Genomic DNA, 6128 nt, shown 5'->3' on the forward strand with positions numbered 1-6128 from the left:
GTTTTAAATTTTGCAATAAAGGAGGTGTTTCATCTTAGCGTTTTAGCGCATTTCGGAAAAATTGGGCTCAAATAATTAGAATTAAGGAGGTGTAATGATGGCAAATTACCAGGACATCATCGCAAGCTGCAAAGACAAAAAAGGTGGAATTATCGAAGCTTATCATGCTCTGCAAAGGGAGTTCAACTACATTCCCCGGGAGGCAGTGGCAGAGGCGGCCAGGGTTTTCGGCGTTTCCGAGGCTCAGGCTTATGGAGTGGCTACCTTTTATTCCTACCTTTCGGTAGAAAAGAGAGGAAAGTATATTGTCCGTATGTGCGAAAGTGCGCCTTGCCATGTGGCGGGAGCTGATAAAGTTCTTAAGGCGATGGAAGACTACCTGGGAATAAAAGTTGGGGAAACTACGGCTGATGGCAAGTTTACCCTGGAATTGACCGAGTGCGTAGGTCAGTGTCAGGCCACCCCGGTTATCACGGTTAACAGCCAGCCGGTATTCAATGTTAGCTCCGAAAAGATCCCCGAGATACTAAGTGCTTACAAATAGGGAAATACCAAAGAGACAGATAAAAGACAGATAGAGATAATTTAAAGAGATAGAGAAATATAGATTATAAATATTTTTTGAGAAAAAGATTGAAAAAGAGAATGGGATAAAAGAAAGGGATGGTATGTAATGGCCGAAGAGATACGCATCTTGCTGGCGCATGCCGACCAAATTGATCCTGCCCAAGCTGAGGATTATATCAAGGTTGGAGGCTATAAAGGCCTGGAAAAGGCCCGCGGGATGACAAGCAAAGATTTGATTGAAGAAGTCAAGAAGTCCGGCCTCAGAGGCCGGGGCGGAGCCGGTTTTAATGCCGGCATGAAATGGAGTTTTGTGCCCCCGGCGGAAGTCAAATATGTGGTGTGCAACCTGGACGAAGGAGAGCCGGGAACTTATAAAGACAGGATAATCTGCGAGAAGAATGCTCAGGCTCTGATCGAGGGTATGGCTATTTGTGGTGTTGCTATCAATGCTCAACAGGGTTATATATATTGCCGGGGAGAGTATCCCTTTGTTGTTGATTTATTGAGAAAAGCCATCCAGAGTGCTAAAGATGTCGGAGCCCTGGGGGACTTCGATATTGAAGTCAGAATGGGTGCCGGTGCTTATGTTTGTGGCGAAGAGACCGCGTTGATAGAGTCCATTGAAGGACATCGAGGCGAGCCCCGTTTCAAGCCGCCCTTCCCGGGTGTGGCCGGTCTATGGGGAGTACCCACGGTGGTAAACAATGTGGAAACTTTCGCCTGCCTGCCTTATATTCTTACCAATGGAGCCGACTGCTTTGCCAGCATTGGGGCTCCCAAGTATCCCGGAACCAAGGTTCTCACCTTGACCGGGGATGTCAACAATCCGACCTATTTTGAAGTACCCACCAACTATATTCTAAGCGATGTAGTCTATAAACTGGGCGGGGGAGTCAAAAACGGCCGCAAATTCAAAGCGGTTCAGGTAGGGGGAACCTCGGGAGCATTTATCCCCGAGCAGAACCTGAATACCCCGATTGATTTTGATTCCATGAGCGCCATTGGGGCTGCTCTGGGCTCCGGTGCGGTACTGGTAATGGACGAAACCCGTGACATCGTAGATATAGTAACCAGAATTTCCAAATTTTTTGAACATGAATCCTGTGGCAAATGCAATCCTTGCCGCGAGGGTACTTTCCGCTGCCGGGAGATAATGGAAAAAATCAACTCCGGTCGCGCTACGGAAGCGGATATCGATAATCTTCTCCTGCTGGCCCGGGTGATGAAGAGGGCCGCTCTGTGCGGATTGGGACAGGCGGCGCCGGTGCCGATTACTTCTACTATTGAACACTTCGGGCATGAGTACAGAAGAAAACTTCTGCAGTACGCGTAAGGGGGGAGAGCAATGATAAAATTAACTATAGATGGTAAAGAAATTGAAGTAGCCCGGGGTACTATGCTGCTGGACGCCTGTCGCCAGGCGGGAGCTGATATACCTACCCTGTGCTATGATCCGGACCTCAGACTGGCCGGTTCCTGTCGCATGTGCGTAGTAGATGTCAAGGGACGTCCTGCTCTGGTAGCCAGTTGTGTCGCTCCAGCTGAAAACGGCATGGTGGTTCAGACCGAAAGTGATGATGTGGTGGAATCCCGTAAAATCATCCTGGAACTGCTGGCGGCCCGGCATAAGTTTGAGTGCCCCACCTGTGAAAAGGATGGGGAATGCAAGCTGCAGGATTATATGTATCGCTACGGGGTGAAAGAATCCCGCTATGATGGGGAAGGCCCCCATTTTGGAATGGAAGACCCCAATCCCTTTATTGAGAGGGATTATGACAAGTGTATTATGTGTACCCGTTGTGTCCGGGCCTGTGATGGCATAACCGGGGCTCAAGCCATAAATGTTAAAGACCGGGGACATCATGCCAAGATAGCTGCTCCTTTTGACGGCAAACTGGCTGATTCCACTTGCGTCTTCTGTGGCCAGTGCATTATGGTCTGTCCGGTTGGCGCTTTGAGCAGCAAGGTGGCGGCGGGCCAAGGCAAGCCTGCCCAGAATAAGAAGGTTCTTACCACCTGTACCTATTGTGGTACCGGATGTACTCTGGAATTAAATGTTAACAATGACCGCGTGGTTGGTGTCACTTCCAACCGGGATGAGAACTGGAGTCCGGTAAACAAGGGAGCTCTTTGCGTTAAGGGCCGTTTTGGCTGGGACTTCATCCATTCCCCGGATAGACTGACTACCCCCATGATTCGCGAAAACGGCGGGCTGCGCCCGGCCTCCTGGGATGAGGCTCTGGATTTTGCTGCTGGCAAGATTAAAGAAATTAAAGAAAAGTATGGCCCGGACAGCCTGGCCATGTTTTCCTCCGCCCGGGTTACCAATGAAGAGAACTATCTGGCGCAGAAGTTGATGAGGGCCGTTATCGGAACCAATAATGTCGACCACTGCGCCCGTCTCTGACACTCCGTTACTGTCGCCGGTCTGGGGGCAGCATTTGGTAGTGGAGCAATGACCAATGCCATTGGTGAGCTGGAAAAAGATGCTACGGCTATTTTCTTAATCGGAACCAACACCACGGAAAACCACCCGGTAATCGGATATAAGATTCGTAAGAATGTGCGCGAGAATGGAGCCAAGCTGATTGTGGCCGACCCGCGCGAAATTGAACTGGCTAAAATGGCCGATGTCTATATGCAATTCCGGCCTGGGACTGATGTGGCCCTGCTCAATGGGATGATGAATGTCATTATCAATGAGGGCCTGCTGGACAAGGAATTCGTAGAAACCCGTACGGAAGCTTATGAAGCCTTTGCCCAGGTAGTGGAAAAATACACTCCGGAATATGTTTCACCTATAACCGGGGTAGCGGCGGAAGATATCCGCAAAGCGGCCCGGATTTACGCCGAAGCCGAGAGAGCTTCCATCTGCTATGCCATGGGTCTGACCCAGCACAGCACCGGAACCGATAATGTTAAATCCTGTTGCAACCTGGCACTGTTGACCGGTAATCTGGGCAAACCGGGCACCGGGGTAAATCCCTTGCGCGGGCAGAACAATGTGCAGGGAGCCTGTGACATGGGTGCTCTGCCGGTGGTATTTACCGCTTACCAGGGTGTGGGCATAGAAGCCAACCGGGAGAAATTTGAGAAAGCCTGGGGAGTAAAACTATCCGGGCAGAACGGATTAACCCTGACTGCGGCTATCAACAAGGCGCATCATGGCGAGTTGAAAGCACTGCTGGTACTGGGAGAGAATCCCATGGTCAGCGACCCCGATCTGGACCATGTGGAAGATGCCCTGGACAACCTGGAATTCCTGATGGTGCAGGATATATTCTTAACGGAAACCGCCCAGAGAGCCGATGTGGTATTCCCCGGCGTAACATTCGCTGAGAAAGAGGGTACCTTTACCAACACCGAGAGAAGGGTGCAGCGGGTGCGCAAGGCTATCAGCAACCGGGGCGATGCCCGGCAGGATTACGAGATTCTCTGCGAACTCTCCACCCGCCTGGGTTATCCCATGAGCTACTCTTCACCGGAAGAGATATTCGAGGAAATCAGAACCCTTACTCCCTCCTATGCCGGTATAACTTACCAGCGCCTGGAGGGTAAAGGCCTGCACTGGCCTTGCCCGACCGAGGATCATCCCGGAACCCCCATATTGCACAAAGAAAAATTCAACCGCGGTCTGGGATTGTTCCATGCCATAGAGTTCCGGGAAGCAGCAGAACTTCCCGATGCCGAGTATCCTTTGATCCTGAGTACCGGACGCAGCCTCTTCCATTATCATACCGGTACCATGACCAGAAGGGCAGTGGCCCTGGACCTTCACCAGCCGGAAAACGAGATCCAGGTCAATCCGGCCACCGCAGCCAAGTTGGGCATTATAGATGGGGAAATGGCCCGGGTAGTTACCCGGAGAGGGAATATTGAACTCAAAGCCAGGTTAACTGATATAGTAAAGGAAAATGTAATCTTTACTTTCTTCCATTTTAGCGAAGCAGCTGCTAACGTGCTGACCAATGCCAGCGTTCTCGACCCGGTGGCCGGCATCCCTGAATACAAGGTATCCGCCGCCCGCCTGGAAAAAATAAGTTAGCAAAATGCCCCTTAAGGGGGGCAAGGGCACGGTCCTTTTGATACCTAAAACAATATCAGTTTTCTCGTCAATGCAGTAAATGTTTTTAAGAAACAGCAATAACTATAGTTCCATTCAAATTAAGGTAAGGAGCAAGTCAAAGAACCACCCCTTGATTCAATTGAAAAGAAACAGCCAGGAGGCCGGGTTTAATCCCGGCCTCTTTTATTTAGCAGAGTCATTATTTGAAAAATCAGAGATCTTTCAGTATTTCATTTGGCGAAAAAGTGACTATCAAGGTCTATTCTCTTACCGAGACTGGATATCGCGGCTATATGGCCAAAGTGCGCCTGCATAGTATAGATGCATTGGAGATGGTTTTGGCAGGCAATAAAGGTGAGACGACCAGAGAAGCTGCCAAGCGTACCAATGCCGTCCTGGCAATAAATGCGGGCGGAGCGCTTATCCATATAACAGGCCAGTGTTGACTCTGGAGCCATAAACGGGCAATGTCCCCATTAATTCGAGATAGTATTGTGGTATAGGCTTCTGCTACCAAATAGTGATGTCACTGCAAAAAGTTATAAATATGCATTAGCTTGCATAAATATACCGCTCGCAGTCTTCGCATGGGCAACACCTGCGGCTTGTCTCGTGGCTCAAGGGGTGCCGCGCTAATCTCCCATCCTGGTCAGTAGCGCTCTCGCGACGTCCTGTCGCTCGCCCCCTTTCGCCTGCTCGCCTTCGCCGGGTGTTGCATCCATGCTTCGCCAACGCTCGCTTTGTATATTTATGCAACCCTCATGCAACAAAAGGGGTTTTTGCAGTAGAGTCAATAGTTGGTTAAGAATGGCTGCATTCTTTCTTGAAGCATGAACCGGGCTATCTCACTTGCTGCATGATGCCTGCTATCGTTACGGTTAATCAAGGCCAGGATGGCGCTGGTATCGACAAGTACCCGGTTCATTATTCATCATTCTTTCCATAAATGTATTTATCATGCATCTCGCTCAGGTCTTCCGGACCCTCACCCATGCCAATAAAAGTGAAAATGGGATCATCTTCCGCTAACGGAGGAATATTAAATTCATTTGTTTTCCTTAAACGAATGCTATCATCAATTACGGATATTTCTATTTGGTCTCCTTGACGCAGACCTAGCTTTTTTCGGATTTCCAGCGGAATGGTTAATTGGCCCTTGGAGGATAGTGTTGATTTGGCTTGGAGCATGGTTTTAAACCCCCTGATGGTAAGAAAATTCTTACCACCAATATAAGTAACCTGGAGTTACTTGTCAAGAACTCGCGGACGATACAAGGGGGACAAAACATTTTTTTGATAAACTCGTTAAAAAAACATAACAGGCCGGGTGAGCCGAGATGCTTGCCCGGCCTATTGAAAAAATATATAAAAAAAAATATAAGGGGGTCAGATTAATAAAGGGTTGATAGGATAGTTATCCCATCCCAGAATCATTTAGACTAATTTATTGCTTCTCACCCAAATACGCATTTTTTCAGCTTCCTTAATGAGTTCA

General features: G+C 49.1%; 6 protein-coding genes. 4 read left to right on the forward strand and 2 right to left on the reverse strand.

Annotation, left to right across the window (positions count from 1 at the left end; genetic code table 11):
* Nucleotides 1-94: 94 nt before the first annotated feature.
* From AWB54_RS13690 to AWB54_RS13710, 4 genes are all read left to right on the forward strand, one after another.
* Nucleotides 95-544: an NADH-quinone oxidoreductase subunit NuoE family protein gene (locus tag AWB54_RS13690; RefSeq protein WP_235811195.1), complete on the forward strand. Its 450-nt coding sequence runs from the start codon at nt 95-97 to the stop codon at nt 542-544.
* Nucleotides 545-673: 129 nt separating this feature from the next.
* Nucleotides 674-1900, forward strand: coding sequence for an NADH-quinone oxidoreductase subunit NuoF (gene nuoF, locus AWB54_RS13695; protein ID WP_061215163.1), 1227 nt, complete (start codon nt 674-676; stop codon nt 1898-1900).
* A gap of 12 nt (nt 1901-1912) precedes the next feature.
* Nucleotides 1913-4612 (forward strand): formate dehydrogenase subunit alpha, encoded by a 2700-nt coding sequence (gene fdhF / locus AWB54_RS15475; protein ID WP_082736232.1) that lies wholly within the window; start codon nt 1913-1915, stop codon nt 4610-4612.
* A 224-nt stretch (nt 4613-4836) separates the two neighbouring features.
* Nucleotides 4837-5079 carry a hypothetical protein gene (locus tag AWB54_RS13710; protein ID WP_061215166.1) on the forward strand — a complete coding sequence of 81 codons (243 nt, stop codon included), beginning with the start codon at nt 4837-4839 and terminating at the stop codon, nt 5077-5079.
* Nucleotides 5080-5423: 344 nt separating this feature from the next.
* Here the strand turns inward: AWB54_RS13710 and AWB54_RS16575 are convergent, their stop codons facing one another.
* Complete coding sequence (locus tag AWB54_RS16575; RefSeq protein WP_268873655.1) at nt 5424-5558, reverse strand: hypothetical protein; 135 nt, start codon at nt 5556-5558, stop codon at nt 5424-5426.
* On the reverse strand, nt 5558-5821 hold the full coding sequence (locus tag AWB54_RS13715) for an AbrB/MazE/SpoVT family DNA-binding domain-containing protein (RefSeq protein ID WP_061215167.1): 264 nt from the start codon (nt 5819-5821) through the stop codon (nt 5558-5560). Before AWB54_RS13715 ends, AWB54_RS16575 begins: the two co-directional genes overlap by 1 nt.
* Between the last annotated feature and the right edge of the window lie 307 nt (nt 5822-6128).

Origin of the sequence: Syntrophomonas wolfei subsp. methylbutyratica (genome assembly GCF_001570625.1) — a bacterium.
GTDB classification, from domain to species: Bacteria; Bacillota; Syntrophomonadia; order Syntrophomonadales; family Syntrophomonadaceae; genus Syntrophomonas; species Syntrophomonas methylbutyratica.

Bases quoted from the DNA above. Each gene is read 5' to 3' on its own strand.
- AWB54_RS13690 (WP_235811195.1), top strand. From the start codon at position 95: ATGATGGCAAATTACCAGGACATCATCGCAAGCTGCAAAGACAAAAAA.
- nuoF (WP_061215163.1), top strand. From the start codon at position 674: ATGGCCGAAGAGATACGCATCTTGCTGGCGCATGCCGACCAAATTGAT.
- AWB54_RS16575 (WP_268873655.1), bottom strand. From the start codon at position 5,558: ATGAACCGGGTACTTGTCGATACCAGCGCCATCCTGGCCTTGATTAAC.
- AWB54_RS13715 (WP_061215167.1), bottom strand. From the start codon at position 5,821: ATGCTCCAAGCCAAATCAACACTATCCTCCAAGGGCCAATTAACCATT.